The sequence below is a fragment of the Micromonospora sp. DT227 genome (assembly GCF_049841835.1).
Taxonomy (GTDB): domain Bacteria; phylum Actinomycetota; class Actinomycetes; order Mycobacteriales; family Micromonosporaceae; genus Micromonospora.
The window spans coordinates 1,680,473-1,697,041 of the sequence record NZ_JBNCLA010000001.1; the positions used below are offsets into that span (position 1 = coordinate 1,680,473).

The following is a 16,569-nucleotide window of genomic DNA, read 5'->3' on the forward strand; positions in this document are numbered from 1 at the left end:
AATGACCGGATGACGGTCCGGGGCGCGCTCGCGCCGCTGGTGCGCGGCAGCACCTGGCGGCGTGCCGTGTTCCTGCTGCTCGGCGGCGTGCTCGCGCTGCCGTACGCGCTGCTGGTGGTGGCGTTCGCGCAGCTCCTGACCAGCACGGAGGTGCCGCGCCCGCTCGGGTACGGGCTGCTGCTGGTCGGCGTCGGGCTGGCCGTGGTGCCGGTGTTCCTGGCCGGCAGCCGGGCGCTGGAGATCGCCGCCGCCCGGGCGCTGCTCGCGGTCGACCTGCCGGAGCCGCTGCCGGGCCACCGCGTCGACCGGGAGACCCGGTTGCGCGCCGCGCTCTGGATCGCCATGCACCTGGGCACCGGCGCGGCCGTGCTGTTCGCCGCGATCAGCGCGTTCCCGATGGCGCTGGTGTTCGTCGTCGGGCTGACCGGGATCGACACCGGGGCCGGGCCGGGCGAGCGTTTCGGGCCGTTCGACCCGGCCCGCCCGGTGCCGGCCGGGCTGGCCGGGGTGGCCCTGCTGGTCGTGCTCGGGTACGCGGTGGCCGGGCTGGGCGCGCTCGCCGCCTCGATGGCGCCGGTGCTGCTCGGCCCGGCCCAGGCCGAGCGGATCGCCGCGTTGGAGGCCCGGGCCGTGCGGCTGGCCGAACGCAACCGGCTGGCCCGGGAACTGCACGACTCGGTGGGGCACGCGCTGACCGTGGCGACGCTCCAGGCCGGCGCCGGGCGGGAGCTGCTCGACACCGACCCGGAGTTCACCCGGCGGGCGCTGCGGGCCATCGAGGAGACCAGCCGCCGGGCCATGGACGACCTCGACCAGGTGCTCGGGCTGCTCCGCGAGACGGACGCCGGGCGGCCGGCCGCGTCCACCGCGCCGCAGCCCACCCTGGCCGGCCTCGCCGACCTGGTCGCCGCCGCCCGGGCCGCCGGGCTGGTCGTCGAGTCCCGGGTCGACGGCCCGCTGGACGCGCTGCCCGCGGTGGTGTCCCGCGAGGGCTACCGGATCGTGCAGGAAGGGCTGACCAACGCGGCCCGGCACGGCCGGGGACCGGTCACGCTGCGGGTCGGCGTACCCCCGGACGGGTTGGCGATCGAGCTGGTCAACACCGTGCGCGGCGGCACCGGCCCGACCGGCGGCGGACGCGGGCTGGACGGCATGCGGGAACGGGTGCTGCTGCTCGGCGGGCGGCTCGACGCCGGCCCGGTCGGGGACCGGTGGCGGGTCCGGGCCACCCTGCCGGCGCCGAGGAAGGAGCCCGGGTGACCATCGACGTGCTGGTCGTGGACGACGACGAGCTGATCCGGGTCGGGCTGCGGGCCATCGTGGACGCCCAGCCGGACCTGCGCGTGGTCGGCGAGGCGGCGGACGGCGCGGCGGTGCCGCCGCTGGTGGCCAGGCTGCGGCCGCGGGTGGTGCTGATGGACGTGCGGATGCCGGCCATCGACGGCATCCAGGCCACCCGCCGGCTGCTCGCCGCCTCCGCCGACCCGCCGCGCGTGCTGGTGGTCACCACGTTCGCCAACGACGAGTACGTCTACGAGGCGCTGCGCGCCGGCGCGAGCGGCTTCCTGCTCAAACGGGCCCGCCCCGCCGAGGTGGTGGAGGCGATCCGGGTGGTCGCGGCCGGCGAGTCGCTGCTCTTCCCGGCCGCGATCCGGCAGCTCGTCGGCGCGTACGGGCGACGCGGTGGGGACCGGCTGGCCGCCGCCCGGCTCACCGAGCGGGAGGCCGAGGTGCTGCGGCTGATGGCGGCCGGGCTGTCGAACCCGGAGATCGCCGCCCGGCTGGTGGTCGGCGGGGAGACGGTCAAGACGCACGTCGGGAACGTGCTGGCCAAGCTCGGGGTGCGGGACCGCACCCAGGCGGTGATCGCCGCGTACGAGTCGGGGTTCGTGGTGCCGACCGGCTGAGTCCCCCGGCCGGGGGAGGCGTCTCACTCCGCCACGGGAGGGTTTCGGGTCGCCGGGAGCCGAGGCTCGAACCATGACCGCCACGTCGCTCGCACCGACCCGTCACCGGTCCCGGACCGCGCCGCTCGCCGCCGGCTGGCTCGCGCTCTGGGGCGTGCTCGCCCTGATCTCCACCGTGACCCGCGCCGGCTACCCGTTCGGCGCGCACGACCGGGACCGCGAGGTCAACCTGCTCCGCCTGGTGCCGGTGTCGGTCGGGCCGGCGCTGTTCGCGGCGCTGCTGCTCACCGCCGCGGTCGTCGCGCTGGCCATGGCCGGCCCGGTCGCCCACCCGTCCCGGCCGCTGCGCGCGCTGCTGCTCGGCCACGGCTGGACGGTCGCGTTCGGGCTGGCCGTGGTGGTGCCGGACACCCGGGTGCTGATCACGCTGGGCTACGCGCCGATCCTGCTCGTCGGCGCGCCGTTCGGCTGGCCACCGGTCGACTACGCCGACGTGTTCACCTGGACGCTGCTGTGCAAAACCGCCGCGATGGCGGGCGGGGTGCTGCTCGCCCTGGCGGTGCTCGGCTGGCAACGCCGTACCGTCGGGGCCTGTGCCGCCTGCGGCCGGGGCGACGGCGGGCGGGGCTGGACCACAGCGGCCGCCGCGGCCCGCTGGGGGCGCTGGGCGGCCTGGACCGCCGCGGTCATCCCCACCCTGTACGCGCTCACCCGGCTCGCCTGGGCCGCCGGCATCCCGCTCGGCATCTCCCGCGACTTCCTCGACGAGATGCACGACAGCGGGCTCGTCTGGGCGGGCGCCGGGCTGGGCGCCTTCGCGGTGGCCGGGGCGGTGCTCACGCTCGGGCTGGTCCGGCCCTGGGGCGAGCGGTTCCCCCGGTGGATGGTCGGCCTGGCCGGCCGCCGGGTGCCGGTGTCGCTCGCCGTGGCGCCCGCCACGCTCGTCGCGCTCGCGGTCACCGCCGGCTCCCTCGGGCTGCTCACCGCCCCACGGTTCTGGGCGTTGACCGGCGGGTTCAGCCTCACCACGCTGCCGATGCTGCTCTGGCCGCTGTGGGGCGTGGCGCTCGGCGCCGCCGCGTACGCCTACCTGCTGCGCCGCCGCGGCGCCTGCCGCCGCTGCGGGCGCTGACCGCCCCCGGTGGTCGGTCCCGGTCACGGGGCGGGACCGACCACCGGGCGACGCGGGAAAACTGAGCTAGCGTGGTGCGGGTGAGCGCTCACTCCCAGGTTTCCCCGGCTCCGCCGGCCGAGCTGCCCGCCACGCTCGGCGCGCTGCGCGCGACCGGCCACCACTACCGCACCGTCAAGCAGGAACTCCGCGACAACCTCCTCGCCCGGATGCGGTCCGGCGAGGAGCGCTTCCCCGGCATCGTCGGCTACCAGGACACGGTGCTGCCCGAGGTCGAGCGGGCGCTGCTCGCCGGCCACGACATGGTGCTGCTCGGCGAGCGGGGGCAGGGCAAGACCCGGCTGATCCGCGCGCTCGGCGGGCTGCTCGACGAGTGGACCCCGGTGATCCCCGGCTCGGTGCTCAACGAGCACCCGATGCACCCGCTCACCCCGGCCAGCCGGGCCCAGGTGGCCGAGGCCGGCGACGACCTGTCGATCGGCTGGCTGCACCGGTCGATGCGCTACGGCGAGAAGCTCGCCACGCCGGACACCAGCGTGGGCGACCTGATCGGCGACGTCGACCCGGTCCGGCTCGCCCAGGGGCGGACGCTCGGCGACCCGGAGACCATCCACTTCGGCCTCGTCCCGCGCACCAACCGGGGCGTGTTCGCCGTCAACGAGCTGCCCGACCTGGCCGAACGGATCCAGGTGGCGCTGCTCAACGTGCTGGAGGAGCGGGACATCCAGGTCCGCGGCTACCAGCTCCGGCTGCCGCTGGACCTGCTGCTGGTGGCCAGCGCCAACCCGGAGGACTACACCAACCGGGGCCGGATCATCACCCCGCTCAAGGACCGCTTCGGCGCCGAGATCCGCACCCACTACCCGCTCGACCTGGAGCTGGAGCTGGCGCTGATCCGGCAGGAGGCCGACCTCGTCGCCACCGTGCCGGAGCACGTGCTGGAGGTGCTCGCCCGGTTCGCCCGCGGGGTGCGCGAGTCGCCGTCGGTGGACCCGCGCTCCGGGGTGTCCGCCCGGTTCGCCATCGCCGCCGCGGAGACCGTGGCCGCCGCCGCGCTGCGCCGCTCCGGCCTGCTCGCCGCCGGCGACACCGGTTCCCCCGGCGACACCGCCGACGCCGGGTCCCGCCGCGCGCCGGAGGAGGCGGTGGCGCGCGTCGGCGACGCGGTCTCGGTGACGTCGACGCTGCGCGGGAAGGTCGAGTTCGAGAGCGGTGAGGAGGGGCGCGAGATCGAGGTGCTCGCGCACCTGCTGCGTACCGCCACGGCGGAGACGTTCCGGGCCCGGCTGTCCGGGCTGGACCTGTCCGGCTTCACCGCGCTGGTCGCCGAGGGCGGCGCCGTCGAGACCGGGGAGCTGGTCTCCGCCACGGAGCTGCTGCGCCAGGTCGGCACCGTGCCGGGGCTGGCCAAGGTGCTCGACCGGCTCGGTCTGGGGGACGCGCCCAGCCTGGCGGAGGCCGCCGCCGGCGTCGAGTTCGTCCTCGAAGGGCTGCACCTGACCCGCCGGCTCGGCAAGGACGTCACCGACTCCGGGCGCACCGTCTACGGCGGCCGGGGCTGACCGTGGCCGGCAACCGGTTCCGGTACGGGCAGTGGCGCGGCGGGCCCGACCCGCTCGCCCCGCCGTACGACGTGCGTGCCGCGGTGGACGCGGTCGGCGCGGAGGTGCTCGGCGGGGGCAGCCTCCGGGAGGCGCTGCGGGACCTGCTGCGGCGCGGCCCGGACGGTCGCGGCGGTCTCCAGGACCTGGCCGCCCGGGCGCGGCGGCTGCGCCGGGAGGCGTTGCGCCGGGGCGACCTGGACGGCGCGGTCACCCGGGCCCAGGCGCTGCTCGACCAGGCGCTCGCCGCCGAGCGGGACGAGCTGCGGGGCCGCGACGGCGACGACGCCCGGTTCGCCGAGGCGGTGCTGGACAACCTGCCCCGGTCCACCGCGCGCGCGGTCTCCGAGCTGTCCGAATACGACTGGGCCAGCGCCGAGGCCCGCCAGACCTACCAGCGGATCCTCGACGGGCTGCGGGGCGACGTGCTGGAGCAGCGCTTCGCCGGGCTGCGGGACGCGGCGCGGGCCGCCGGTGACCCGGACGCCCAGCGGCAGCTCGGCGACATGATGCGCGACCTCAACGAGCTGCTCGCCCGGCACGCCCGCTCGGAGGACACCACCGACGCGTTCGCCGAGTTCATGCGCCGGCACGGCGAGTTCTTCCCGGAACGGCCCCGCGACGTCGACGAGCTGATCGACGTGCTGGCCCGCCGGTCGGCGGCCGGGGAACGACTGATGCGGTCGCTGTCGGACCGGCAGCGCGAGGAGCTGGCCGGGCTGATGCGCCAGTCGCTCGGCGACCGGCTCGCCGGGGAGCTGTCCCAACTCGACGCGCACCTGCGCTCGCTGCGCCCCGACCTGAACTGGCAGCGCGGCGAACGGGTCCGCGGCGACCAGCCGCTCGGCTACGGCGAGGCGACCGGCGCGCTCGACGAGATCGCCGAACTCGACGAGCTGCTGGACTCGCTCGACCAGGACCAGGCCGGCGCCACGCTTGACGACGTCGACGTCGACGCGGTGGCCCGGACGCTGGGCCGGGACGCCGCCGACGACGTACGCCGCCTGCGCGACCTGGAGCGGGAGCTGCGCCGCCAGGGCTGGGTGACCCGGGACGCGGAGGGGCTCACGCTCAGCCCGAAGGCGCTGCGCCGGCTCGCCGGCACCGCGCTGCGGCGGGTCTTCGCCGACCTGACGGCCGGTCCCCGGGGCCAGCACGACCTGCGCTCCGCCGGTGCGGCCGGCGAGGTCAGCGGCGCCTCCCGACCCTGGGAGTACGGCGACGAGCAGCCGCTGGACGTGGTGCGCACGCTGACCCGGGCGGTCCGCCGGGCCGGCCCCGGCGTGCCGGTGCCGCTGGCGGTCGAGGACTTCGAGGTGATGGAGACCGAGCGTCGGGCGTCCGCGGCGGTGGTGCTCTGCGTCGACCTGTCGTACTCGATGATCTCGCAGGGGCGGTGGGGCCCGATGAAGCAGACGGCGCTGGCGCTGTCGCACCTGATGGCCACCCGGTTCCCGCAGGACGCGTTGCAGATTGTCGGCTTCGGGCGGGAGGCGATGCCGCTGACCCAGCAGGAACTGGCGGCGGCGGAGCCGGACATGGAGCAGGGCACCAACCTCCAGCACGCGTTGCGGCTGGCGGGCCGGCACCTGCGCCGCCACCCGGGCGCCGAGCCGGTGGTGCTCGTGGTGACCGACGGCGAGCCCACCGCCCATCTGGATCCGGACGACGGCGAGGCGTACTTCAACTGGCCCCCGCTGCCGGAGACGATCGAGGCGACCATCCGCGAGGTGGACAAGCTGACCCGGTACGGCGCCACGCTCAACCTGTTCATGCTCGGTGACGACCCGGGGCTGCGCCGGTTCGTCGACGCGGTGGCCCGCCGTTCCGGCGGCCGGATGTTCACCCCCGACCTGAACGACCTCGGCGAGTACGTCGTCTCCGACTACCTCCGCGCCCGCCACGGCCGCCGCTGACCCCCCCGACCCCGCCGGCTGTCCGCGCGGATTCACGGAAAGCGTGGCCATTCCGCGTGCCATGGCCACGCTTTCCGTGAATCCGCGCGGGGTGGGGGTGGGATGGGGTTGGATGCGGGCATGGACGAGGTGGATGCGGCGGCGCTGCGGCGGGCGTATGACGAGCTGCTCGCCGAGGTGGACGCGGGCGGGTTCGGGTCGCCGCCGGAGGGGGAGCTGAGCGCCGAGCAGATCGTCGCGCACCTCGCCGCCAACGACGAGCTGATGAGCGAGGCGACCGAGGCGGTGCTGGCCGGGTCGCCGTTCGCGTACTACGACCTGGACGCCGTGCACCGCCCGCAGCTCGACGCGCTGGTCTCCGAGTGCGGCGGGCTGGACGCGCTGGCCGCGCTGCTGCGGGCCACCAGCCTGAAGCTCTGCGCGCTGGCCGAGCGGCTCGGCCCGGCCGCCGAGACGCCCGTCGAGACCGTGCTGCGCGAGGGCTTCGACCTGGACGTGGACGACTCGCTGCCCTGGGGGCGCGCGCTCGACCTGCACATCCGGGTGCACCTGCCGCTGCACCTGACCCAGCTCCGCGCGCTACGCCGGCAGCCCCACCTGGCCTGACCCCAGGGGTGCGCGGAAGGCGCGGCGGTAGGCGGTCGGGGCCACGCCCACCCGGGCGTGGAAGTGCTGGCGCAGGGCGGCGGTGGTGCCGAAGCCGGCGTCCCGGGCGATCCGGTCGACGCTCAGGTCGGTGGTCTCCAGCAGCACCCGGGCGTGCTCGATGCGCTGCCGCAGCAGCCACTGCGCCGGGCTGAGCCCGGTCTCGGAGCGGAAGTGCCGGGTGAACGTGCGGACGCTCATCCGCGCGTGCGCGGCCATCTCGCGCAACGCGACCGGTTCGTGCAGCCGGTGCCGGGCCCACTCGCGGGTGGCCGCGGTGCCGGTGGCCGTGGCCCGGGGCACCGGCCGCTCGATGTACTGGGCCTGGCCGCCGTCGCGCCACGGCGGCACCACGCAGCGGCGGGCCGCCCGGTTGGCCACCGCGCTGCCGTGGTCGGTGCGGATCACGTGCAGGCAGAGGTCGATGCCGGCGGCCACCCCGGCCGAGGTCAGCACCGGCCCGTCGTCGACGAAGAGCACCTCGGGGTCGAGCCGTACGCCCGGGTGCAGCCGCCGGAAGCGGGCCGCGTACGCCCAGTGGGTGGTGGCCGGTCGGCCGTCGAGCAGGCCGGCGGCGGCGAGCACGAACGCGCCGGTGCAGATGGACATGATCCGGGCGCCCCGCTCGTGGGCGGCGCGCAGCGCGTCCGCCACGTCGGCGTCCACCGTGCCGGCGGTGAGCGGCGGGCCCTCGTGGATGCCGGGGACGATCACCGTGTCGGCGGTGTCCAGCGCGTCGAGGTCGTGGTCGGGGAGCACCCGGAAGCCGCCCGTGCTGCGGACCGGACGGGCCCCGGCGGTGCAGGTGGTGACCGCGTACAGCCGGGTCCGGTCCGTGACGCGGGCGGCGCCGAAGACCTGGGCGGGGGTGCCGAGGTCGAGGGCGACCACGCCGTCCAGGGCGAGGACGACGACGCGGTGCGGCGGCAGGGCGGGCATGGCCCGATTATTGCGCACGATGGCTTTCCGGCCACTCGTCCCCGGGGCCCCGCCGTGGCGAGACTCGGTGGGTGAGAAGACTGCACCCGGCCTGGCTGGTCGCCGGCGTCGCGTTCGTGGCGCTGGTCGGCGCCGCCGGCTTCCGGGCCACCCCGGGCGTCCTGCTGCATCCGTTGCACGCCGAGTTCGGCTGGCCGCTCGCCACCATCTCCGCCGCCGTCTCGGTCAACCTGCTGCTCTACGGCGTCACCGCCCCGTTCGCCGCGGCGCTGATGGACCGGTTCGGCATCCGCCGGGTGGTGGCCGTCGCGCTGCTGCTGGTGGCCGCCGGCAGCGGGCTGACCGTGGCGATGACCGAGAGCTGGCAGCTCATCCTCTGCTGGGGCGTGCTGGTCGGGCTGGGCACCGGCTCGATGGCGCTGGCGTTCGTGGCGACCGTCACCGGGCGCTGGTTCGTCCGCCGCCGGGGCCTGGTCACCGGCGTGCTCACCGCCGGCGGGGCGGCCGGGCAACTGGTGTTCCTCCCGCTGCTCGCGGTGCTGGTGCGCGACCACGGGTGGCGGACGGCGGCACTCGTCGTGGCCGGGGCCGCGCTCGCCGTCGTACCCCTGGTGGGGTGGTTGCTGCGCGAGCACCCGGCGGATCTCGGCCGGCCCGCCTACGGCGCCACCGAGGTCCTGCCGCCGGCCCGGCCGGCGGGCGGCGCGGCGGGTCGCGCGGTCGGCGCGCTGGCCGCCGCCGCGCGGACCCGGCCGTTCTGGTTGCTGGCCGGCGGCTTCGCGATCTGCGGCGCGACCACGAACGGGCTGGTCGGCACGCACTTCGTGCCGGCCGCGCACGACCACGGCATGCCGGAGACCACCGCCGCCGGCCTGCTCGCCCTGGTCGGGATCTTCGACATCGCCGGGTCGGTGGCGTCCGGCTGGCTCACCGACCGGGTCGACAGCCGGCTGCTGCTCGGCGCCTACTACACGCTGCGCGGCGGATCGCTGCTGGTGCTGCCGAGCCTGTTCGCCGGCCGGGCCGAGCCGAGCATGCTGGTCTTCATCGTCTTCTACGGGCTGGACTGGGTGGCCACCGTGCCGCCGACGGTGGCGCTGTGCCGGGAGTGGTTCGGCGCGTCCGGCGCGGTGGTGTTCGGCTGGGTGTTCGCCGCGCACCAGGTGGGCGCCGCGCTGGCCGCCACCGGCGCCGGCCTGGTCCGGGACCGCCTCGGCGACTACGCGATGGCCTGGTACGTGGCCGGTGCGCTGTCGATCGGCGCGGCCGGGCTCTCCCTGCTGCTGCGCCGACGGCCCGCGCTCGCGTTGCCCGTGGTCGCGGCCGGCCGGCGGGCCTGGAGCTACCGGGGCTGAGTCAGCCGAGCGCCCACTGCTGCTCGGCGGCGCCGCCGCACGGCGCCTGTTCCAGCTCCCGACCGGCCTCGGTGCCCGCGTCGTCGACCTGCGCGCACTTGCCGCTGTGCACGGCGACCAGCAGCACCGGCCCGCCGCCCGTCGGCTGGAGCTTCCACTGCTGGTTGGCCTGCCCGTTGCAGGACCACTGCTGCACGTCGGCGCCGTCGTCGGTGCTCGCCTCGTTGACGTCGAGGCACTTGCCGCTGGCGGCGTTGACCAGCAGGTAGGTGTCGGGGGCGACCGGCGTGACCACCCACTGCTGCTCCGGGCCGCCGGTGCAGTCGGCGAGCGCGGCCTGCGCGCCCTCCGGGTCGTCGCCGGTGACGCCGACGCAGCGCCCGGACGGCACGCCCCGGATCACCCGGGGCGTGGCCACCGGCGCGGCCGGTGTCTCCGGTGTCGCGCTCGGCGTGGGCGACGGCGCGGCCCGGGTGGTCGGCGGGGCCGAACTCGGCTCGCTCTCCGCCGGGGTCGGCACGGCCGCCGCCGGCACCACCGGCCGGTCGGCCCCGCCGCCCAGCACGCCGGTCGCGAAGAACACCCCCAGGAGTACGCCGACCAGGCCGATGCCCAGCGCGGTCCGCATCAGCGGGTCCCGGGGCAGCCGGCTCCCGCCGCGGGCGGGGCGGGCACCGTAGACGGTGCCGGACGGGTCGGGACGCGGGTCGGCCATGGGGGCATCCTGACCCACCGGAGCCGCCGAGGGCCAGTCGCCCCGGCGGCCGGTGACTCAGTCGACGACCCGGACGTCCTTCCAGAACGCCACCCGGTCCCGCACCATCTCGGCCCCGGACTTCGGGTCGGGGTAGTACCAGACCGCGTCCGGGCTGGTGGCCCCGTCGTGTTCCAGCGTGTAGTAGGAGGCGGTGCCCTTCCACGGGCAGACCGTGTGCGTGTCGGAGGAGCGGATCAGGTCGTCGCGCAGGGCCGTACGCGGAAAGTAGTGGTTGCCCTCGACCAGCACGGTGTCGTCGCTCTCCGCGACGACCAGGTCGTTCCAGACGGCTTTCGGCATGGCCTCCACGCTATGCCGCGACCCGCCCGTCGGCCACCGTCGAGGGTGCCACGAATTGTCGGACCGGGGCGTAAGGTGATCTCATGCGAGCTGTCCGTGATCATGAACGGGCGGTGGACGCGCTGCGGCGCTCGTACGCCGCGGTGCCCGCCGGTGAGACGGTGCGACTGGCCAAGCAGACCTCGAACCTGTTCCGCCCCCGTTCCGCGCCCCGGGTGCCGGGGTTGGACGTGCGCGGGCTGACCGGGGTGCTCGACGTGGACGCGACGGCCCGCACCGCCGACGTGCAGGGCATGTGCACCTACGAGGACCTGGTCGACGCGACGCTGCCGCACGGGCTGATGCCGCTGGTCGTGCCGCAGTTGCGCACCATCACGCTGGGCGGCGCGGTGACCGGCCTGGGCATCGAGTCGACGTCGTTCCGCAACGGCCTGCCGCACGAGTCGGTGACCGAGATGGACGTGCTCACCGGCGCGGGGGAGCTGATCACCACCCGTCCCCGGGGCGAGCACGCCGAGCTGCACCGGGCGTTCCCCAACTCGCTGGGCAGCCTCGGTTACGCCACCCGGCTGCGCATCGAGCTGCAACCGGTCGGCCGGCACGTGGCGCTGCGCAACATCCGGTTCACCCGGCTGGAGGAGCTGGTCGACGCGATCGGCGAGGTGGTCGACAAGGGCGCGTTCGGGGGCGAGCCGGTCGACGCCATGGACGGCGTGATGTTCAGCCCCGGGGAGTCCTACCTGGTGCTCGCCACGTTCACCGACCAGGCCGACGGCCGTCCGTCCGACTACACCGGCCAGGAGATCTACTACCGCTCCCTGCGTCGGCGCACCCGCGACGTGCTGACCGCGTACGACTATCTCTGGCGGTGGGACACCGACTGGTTCTGGTGCTCGTCCGCGTTCGGCGTGCAGCACCCGGTCCTCCGGCGGCTCTGGCCGCAGCGCTACCGGCGCAGCGACTTCTATCACAAGATCGTGCGCTTCGAGCACCGGCACCAGGTGGCCGCCCGGGTCGACAGGTGGCGGGGCCGGCCGGCGCGCGAGCGGGTGGTGCAGGACGTGGAGATCCCGCTGGCGCGTACGCCGGAGTTCCTGCGCTGGTTCGCGGCGCACGTGGGAATGGATCCGGTGTGGCTCTGCCCGCTGCGGTTGCGGGAGCCGGCCGGCCCGGGATCGGCCCGGGCGTGGCCGCTGTATCCGCTCCAACCGGGCGAGACCTATGTGAACATCGGCTTCTGGGGCAGCGTCCCGATCGCGCCGGGCGCCGCCGACGGCGACGTCAACCGGCGGATCGAGCACATGGTGTCGGAGACGGGCGGCCACAAGTCGCTCTACTCCGACGCGTACTACGACCGGGCCGCGTTCGACCGGCTCTACGGCGGGGAGACCTGGCGCGCCGTGAAGGACCGCTACGACCCGGAGCACCGACTCACCGGACTGTACGAGAAGGCGGTATCCCGAGCATGAGTCTGACCGACCGAACACCGGGGGCGGCGAGCGCCCCGGCCGGGCCGCCCACGGGCGGCCGGCGCACCGGACCGACCGTCGCGGACGTGATCCGCGCGGTGACCACCGGCGACCTGCCCGTCCGGGTCACCGGGTACGACGGCAGCGCGGTGGGCCCGGCCGACGCCGGGATCACCCTGGCGATCCGCACCGAGCGGGGTCTGTCGTACCTCCTCACCGCGCCGGGCGACCTGGGCATGGCCCGGGCCTACGTCAGCGGTGACCTGGGGCTCGACGGCGTGCACCCCGGCGACCCGTACGAGGCGTTGCGGGTGCTCAAGGACGAGATGCCGCTGCGGATGCCGCCGGTGGCCGACGCGCTGGCCCTGGTCAAGGGGCTGGGCTGGGAGCGGCTGCGGCCCCCGCCGGCCCCGCCGCAGGAGGCGGCGCCGCGCTGGAAGCGGGTGGTGAACGGGCTGCGTCACTCGCGGGCGCGGGACAGCACCGCGATCTCCCACCACTACGACGTGTCGAACGCCTTCTACGAGAAGGTGCTCGGCGAGTCCATGACGTACACCTGCGCGGTCTTCCGCACTCCCGGCGACACGCTGGAGGAGGCGCAGCGGGCCAAGTACGACCTGGTCGCCGGCAAGCTGGCGCTCACGCCGGGGATGCGGCTGCTGGACGTCGGCTGCGGCTGGGGCGGCATGGTCCGGCACGCGGCCCGGGAGTACGGCGTCAAGGCGCTGGGCGTGACGCTGTCGAAGGCGCAGGCCGAGTGGGCGCAGGCCGCGATCGAGCGGGAGGGGCTGGGCGACCTGGCCGAGGTGCGGCACCTCGACTACCGGGACGCGCCGCGCGAGCAGTTCGACGCGATCTCCTCGATCGGGTTGACCGAGCACATCGGCGTGCGCAACTACCCGGCCTACTTCGGCGCGTTGCGGTCCCGGCTCAAGCGCGGCGGGCGGCTGCTCAACCACTGCATCACCCGGGCCGACAACCGGGCGCCGCACCGCTCCGGCGCGTTCATCGACAGGTACGTCTTCCCGGACGGTGAGCTGGCCGGCCCGGGGCGGCTGATCAGCGAGATCCACGACGCCGGGTTCGAGGTGCACCACGAGGAGAACCTGCGCCAGCACTACGCGCTGACGCTGGCCGGTTGGTGCCGCAACCTGGTCGAGCACTGGGACTTCTGCGTCAACGAGGTCGGTCCGGGCACCGCCAGGGTGTGGGGCCTCTACATGGCCGGCTCCCGGATGGCGTTCGAACGCAACGGCATCCAACTGCACCAGGTGCTGGCCACGCACAACGGCCCGCAGGGGGTGAACGGCTACCCGCTGCGTCCGGACTGGACGCCCTGAAAGGAGGGGCCCCCTGTTAACGCCTCAGGTATAGGAGGGGGCCCCGCTTAACACGTGCCGCGGTTGGGTAATGGCGGGCGATGTTCTTCATCTTCGGGCTGCGGACCAAGGTCACCCGGTCCGGCGTCGTCACCCGGGTCTGCCGGCACTGCGGCAACCAGGCCGCACAGGTGATCACCCGGCGGGCCACGAAGTTCAGCCTCTTCTTCGTCCCGCTGATCCCGGTGCGCACCCGGTACGCGCAGCAGTGCACGTTCTGCGGCGCCGAGTACGACATCTCCCGCGCCGAGGCCGAGCGCCTCCCGGTCGGCTGACCGTGACCCGTTTCCTCTGCTGGCTGATGGGGCGGCCGATGGTCACGCCGCCCGCCGTACCGGTGCACACCGCCGCCCGCCCACCCTGCACGCCCGGGCGTCGGCACCGGCGCCGGCGCCGACCGACGGCGGGCGCGCTGTCCCCGCGCTCCCCGTGGAACCGTTCCGCCGGCCGCTGACCCGCCGGAGCGGGTGTTAACAGGGGGCCCCGCCTCTACCGGAGGCGTTAAGCGGGGGCCCCTCCTTACACTTCATCGGGTGGAAGATCGGCTGGGGGAGATTCGGGGTGGGGGACCGCCGCGGCGGCACAACGCCCGCACCATCGCGGCGCTGACCGGCAACCCCGGGTGCACCCGGCGCGCCGTGCTGGACAGCGCCGGCGCGGACAAGCCGGCGCTGGCCGAGCGGCTGGGCTTCCCGGCCCGGTTCGGGCAGTCCCGGTTCGCCATCACCCGGGGCAACGCGTTCGAGGCCCAGGTCAAGGCGGACGGCGGGGTGGAGTTGCTGCGCCTGGTGGCGGAGCGGCTCGGCGTACCGGTGCCGGCGGGCGCGACCTGGACGGACCTGGGCGGCGACGAGGACCGGACGGAACGCTCCCGGGCGGCGTTGACGGCGGGCGGGGACGCTCCGGCGCTGTTCGACCATCCGCTGCTCGGTCTGGACGTGGCCGGCCGACGCGTGCACCTGGAGCCGGACCTGGTCGCCGCCCGGCTGGCCGGCCGGTTCCACGTCGTGGAGATCAAGTCGTTCCCGGTGATCGACGGGCAGGCCGACCCGGCGAAGGTGGCCGCCGCCGCGATCCAGTCCGCGGTCTACGTGCTGGCGTTGCGGGAGCTGCTCGCCGCCGGGGGACGCGACCCGGAGCTGGTCTCGCACGAGGTGGTGCTGATCTGCCCGCGCGACTTCGCCAACCGGCCGGTGGCCAGCCTGCTCGACGTCCGTCGGCAGCTCCTGGTGCTGCGCCGGCAGCTCGCCCGGATGGCCCGCGTCGACGACCTGCTGGCGACCCTGCCGGCCGGCTTCACCGCCGATCCGGCGGCCGATCCGGCCACGCTGGCCGCCGCGTTGCACGAGGTGCCGGCCCGCTACGCGCCGGACTGCCTGGCCGCCTGCGAGCTGGCCTTCTTCTGCCGGCACGAGGCGCGCGGCCAGACCGGGGCGCTGGGTCGGCCGGTCCGGGAGGCGCTCGGCGGTGTGCCGGCGGTGACGGACGTGCTGGCGCTCGCCGCGGGCGTCCGCACCCCGGAGCCGGAGCAGGCGGAGGCCGCCGCGCTGCTGCGGGCCGCCGCGCGCCTGCGCGCCGACGCCCTCGCCGGAAACCCCTCATGAGTACGCCCCGGAGCGCGCGGGCGCGTCGAGCGGGGGAGCCGCGGTGAGTACGCTGCGCGCGCTGGCCCGGGCGCAGGCGGTCGCTGCCGGGCGGGCCCAGCCGGTGGCCACGGTCCGGCACCTGCACCTGTCGGACCGGCCGCTGGTGCTGGTGCCGCTGGCTCTCGCGGGTGAGGCGAACGCCCCGCTGGCCGTGCTGGTGGGCGCCGCGCCGGACGAGGCCCGGCTGCTGGTGGTGCCGCAGCCCCGCAACCGGGACCAGCGGTTCGCGTTCGCCGCCGAGCTGGCCGGCATCGTGCTGCCCTATCTGGACTCGTTCCGCGGCGTGACCGAGGCGGTGGCGGTGGACCGGGGCCGGGACGTCCGCCACCGGTACGTCGACGCGCCGCAACTGCTGGTGCCGAACCCGGCCGGGGTCACGTTCCTGCGGCTGTTCGGCCGGTCCACCCGGTTCCGTCGTCCGGACGGCGATTATCCGGTGCACCCGTCGGTGCCGCTGCTCGGCCGCTGGTTGACCTTCTTCGCGGAGCGGGCCGAGCAGCCCGGCTCGGCGGCGCTGCTGGCGATGACCGACGCGTTGACGCTGCACTGGGCGACCGGGCAGAGCGCGGTGGAGGACCTGCACCTGCCGGCGGTGCTCGGCTGGCTCGACCCGCCGCCGGGGTCGACCGGGGCCGAGGCGGCGCTCCGGGCCGAGGACCCGGCGCTCGTGCCACCGGCCGGGCCGGCCACCGACCCGGACTTCGACAACCACCGGCTGGCCCCGGCGATCGAGGCGTACGCCGGGGCGGAGGACGATCCGGTGGCGCGCGCGTCCGCGTACGCCGAACTCGGTGACCTGCTGCGCGGCCAGCTCGCGCCCACCTGGGAGCTGATGTGGCGCGGGGTCGGGCTGGTGCGGGCGTTGCCGCCCGGCGCGCGGGTGGCGGGTCGGTGGGCGGGGGACCGGGACGCGTTCACCGGGTACGCCGAGCACGTCGACGCCGGCGGCGGTCCGCAGCCGCGCCGGGACGGCGCGGTGGCCGCGGCGCTGCGGTTGCAGCGGCTGGAGCGGGCGTTGACCGCGTGGGCGGTGCAGCGGGCGTACGACGATCCGCTGGTGATGGCCGAGCACCGGCTGGCCGGGGAGGCGTTCGTGGGCGAGGTGACGCTGGCGGACCCGAAGCGGGTGGACGACTCCGGTCGGCGGCCGGTGCTGCGGCCCCGGATCCAGGTGGTGACCGTCGAGCCGGTGCCGATGCCGGTGGGCGCGACGCTGTACTCGCCGGCCCGGCCGGGGCAGAAGGCGACCGTGGTGTTCGTGACCCCGGGCGGGGACGGCAAGACGGAGGTGGTGCTGGAGCTGTCCGGCGGGATGGGGCGCGGGCTGACCGCGCCGGCCGGCAGTGTGCCGGAGGTGGGGGAGCGGATCTGCCTGACCAGTCTCTCCGACGGCTACCTGCCGGGTGGCGTGTTCCCGGCGCCGGAGGAGACGCCGTGGACGCACGGCGGACCGCCGGAGCATCACGACGGGTAGCCGTATCAATTCATTTACATGCTTGAAACTTAATCGGTTCAGTAGTGCA

General features: G+C 75.6%; 15 protein-coding genes. 12 read left to right on the forward strand and 3 right to left on the reverse strand.

Annotation, left to right across the window (positions count from 1 at the left end; all coding sequences use genetic code 11):
• Nucleotides 1–9: 9 nt before the first annotated feature.
• The 6 genes from ACLQ2W_RS08520 to ACLQ2W_RS08545 all read left to right on the forward strand — a co-directional run bounded on the left by ACLQ2W_RS08520 (nucleotide 10) and on the right by ACLQ2W_RS08545 (nucleotide 7,162).
• Nucleotides 10–1,260 carry a sensor histidine kinase gene (locus tag ACLQ2W_RS08520; protein WP_425785907.1) on the forward strand — a complete coding sequence of 417 codons (1,251 nt, stop codon included), beginning with the start codon at nucleotides 10–12 and terminating at the stop codon, nucleotides 1,258–1,260.
• On the forward strand, nucleotides 1,257–1,907 hold the full coding sequence (locus ACLQ2W_RS08525) for a response regulator (RefSeq protein ID WP_425785908.1): 651 nt from the start codon (nucleotides 1,257–1,259) through the stop codon (nucleotides 1,905–1,907). The genes ACLQ2W_RS08520 and ACLQ2W_RS08525 overlap by 4 nt, the downstream gene beginning before the upstream one ends.
• A gap of 73 nt (nucleotides 1,908–1,980) precedes the next feature.
• Complete coding sequence (locus tag ACLQ2W_RS08530) at nucleotides 1,981–3,039, forward strand: hypothetical protein (RefSeq protein WP_425785909.1); 1,059 nt, start codon at nucleotides 1,981–1,983, stop codon at nucleotides 3,037–3,039.
• Nucleotides 3,040–3,110: 71 nt separating this feature from the next.
• Nucleotides 3,111–4,601, forward strand: a complete 1,491-nt coding sequence (locus ACLQ2W_RS08535) for a magnesium chelatase (RefSeq protein ID WP_425785910.1) — start codon at nucleotides 3,111–3,113, stop codon at nucleotides 4,599–4,601.
• Nucleotides 4,602–4,603: 2 nt separating this feature from the next.
• On the forward strand, nucleotides 4,604–6,556 hold the full coding sequence (locus ACLQ2W_RS08540) for a VWA domain-containing protein (protein WP_425785911.1): 1,953 nt from the start codon (nucleotides 4,604–4,606) through the stop codon (nucleotides 6,554–6,556).
• 129 nt (nucleotides 6,557–6,685) lie between these two features.
• Nucleotides 6,686–7,162 carry a hypothetical protein gene (locus ACLQ2W_RS08545; protein ID WP_425786039.1) on the forward strand — a complete coding sequence of 159 codons (477 nt, stop codon included), beginning with the start codon at nucleotides 6,686–6,688 and terminating at the stop codon, nucleotides 7,160–7,162.
• On the opposite strand, the gene ACLQ2W_RS08550 is transcribed toward ACLQ2W_RS08545, so the two are convergent.
• On the reverse strand, nucleotides 7,136–8,140 hold the full coding sequence (locus ACLQ2W_RS08550) for a GlxA family transcriptional regulator (protein WP_425785912.1): 1,005 nt from the start codon (nucleotides 8,138–8,140) through the stop codon (nucleotides 7,136–7,138). The genes ACLQ2W_RS08545 and ACLQ2W_RS08550 overlap by 27 nt on opposite strands.
• A gap of 71 nt (nucleotides 8,141–8,211) precedes the next feature.
• On the opposite strand from ACLQ2W_RS08550, the gene ACLQ2W_RS08555 reads away from it, so the two are divergent.
• The gene (locus ACLQ2W_RS08555; RefSeq protein WP_425785913.1) at nucleotides 8,212–9,495 is read left to right on the forward strand and encodes an MFS transporter; all 1,284 of its coding nucleotides are present in this window, start codon (nucleotides 8,212–8,214) and stop codon (nucleotides 9,493–9,495) included.
• Between the two features lies 1 nt (nucleotide 9,496).
• Here the strand turns inward: ACLQ2W_RS08555 and ACLQ2W_RS08560 are convergent, their stop codons facing one another.
• Nucleotides 9,497–10,210, reverse strand: coding sequence for an RICIN domain-containing protein (locus ACLQ2W_RS08560; RefSeq protein ID WP_281943919.1), 714 nt, complete (start codon nucleotides 10,208–10,210; stop codon nucleotides 9,497–9,499).
• A 57-nt stretch (nucleotides 10,211–10,267) separates the two neighbouring features.
• The gene (locus tag ACLQ2W_RS08565; protein ID WP_281943917.1) at nucleotides 10,268–10,552 is read right to left on the reverse strand and encodes a DUF427 domain-containing protein; all 285 of its coding nucleotides are present in this window, start codon (nucleotides 10,550–10,552) and stop codon (nucleotides 10,268–10,270) included.
• A gap of 83 nt (nucleotides 10,553–10,635) precedes the next feature.
• Here ACLQ2W_RS08565 and ACLQ2W_RS08570 point away from each other — a divergent pair, with 83 nt between their 5' ends.
• The 5 genes from ACLQ2W_RS08570 (at nucleotide 10,636) to ACLQ2W_RS08590 (ending at nucleotide 16,520) form a co-directional block, all read left to right on the forward strand.
• Complete coding sequence (locus ACLQ2W_RS08570) at nucleotides 10,636–12,021, forward strand: FAD-binding oxidoreductase (protein ID WP_425785914.1); 1,386 nt, start codon at nucleotides 10,636–10,638, stop codon at nucleotides 12,019–12,021.
• The gene (locus tag ACLQ2W_RS08575) at nucleotides 12,018–13,361 is read left to right on the forward strand and encodes a class I SAM-dependent methyltransferase (protein ID WP_425785915.1); all 1,344 of its coding nucleotides are present in this window, start codon (nucleotides 12,018–12,020) and stop codon (nucleotides 13,359–13,361) included. Before ACLQ2W_RS08570 ends, ACLQ2W_RS08575 begins: the two co-directional genes overlap by 4 nt.
• Nucleotides 13,362–13,441: 80 nt before the next feature.
• Nucleotides 13,442–13,675 (forward strand): zinc-ribbon domain-containing protein, encoded by a 234-nt coding sequence (locus ACLQ2W_RS08580; protein WP_107158271.1) that lies wholly within the window; start codon nucleotides 13,442–13,444, stop codon nucleotides 13,673–13,675.
• A gap of 258 nt (nucleotides 13,676–13,933) precedes the next feature.
• Nucleotides 13,934–15,004 carry a hypothetical protein gene (locus tag ACLQ2W_RS08585; protein WP_425785916.1) on the forward strand — a complete coding sequence of 357 codons (1,071 nt, stop codon included), beginning with the start codon at nucleotides 13,934–13,936 and terminating at the stop codon, nucleotides 15,002–15,004.
• Nucleotides 15,005–15,047: 43 nt separating this feature from the next.
• The gene (locus tag ACLQ2W_RS08590) at nucleotides 15,048–16,520 is read left to right on the forward strand and encodes a hypothetical protein (RefSeq protein WP_425785917.1); all 1,473 of its coding nucleotides are present in this window, start codon (nucleotides 15,048–15,050) and stop codon (nucleotides 16,518–16,520) included.
• The last annotated feature ends 49 nt before the right edge of the window (nucleotides 16,521–16,569 follow it).